This window comes from Corynebacterium sp. HMSC073D01 (assembly GCF_001815555.1).
In the GTDB taxonomy this organism is placed as follows: Bacteria; Actinomycetota; Actinomycetes; order Mycobacteriales; family Mycobacteriaceae; genus Corynebacterium; species Corynebacterium glucuronolyticum.
On record NZ_KV821048.1, the window covers coordinates 1 to 271 of the forward strand.

The following is a 271-nucleotide window of genomic DNA, read 5'->3' on the forward strand; positions in this document are numbered from 1 at the left end:
TTTAAAAAACACTATAACCTGCTGAAAACACTAAACGCGAACAACGAATCACACGTGGTCCACTATGCAATATCAGACACACCACACCGTCGGCTGACGCCGACGACGAAAAGATAAATGAAAAACAACACGCCCAAAATAAGACGTGTCGGTGGCGATAGTGGTTGGGAAACGCCCGGTCCCATTCCGAACCCGGAAGCTAAGCCAACCAACGCCGATGGTACTGCACCCGGGAGGATGTGGGAGAGTAGGACACCGCCGACCACAAACA

Annotated in this window: 1 rRNA gene; it reads left to right on the plus strand. The window is 51.3% G+C overall.

The annotated features are described in order from the left end of the window. The first annotated feature begins 147 nt into the window (after positions 1-147). Positions 148-264, plus strand: a 5S ribosomal RNA gene (gene rrf, locus HMPREF3044_RS07610). Positions 265-271: the final 7 nt, after the last annotated feature.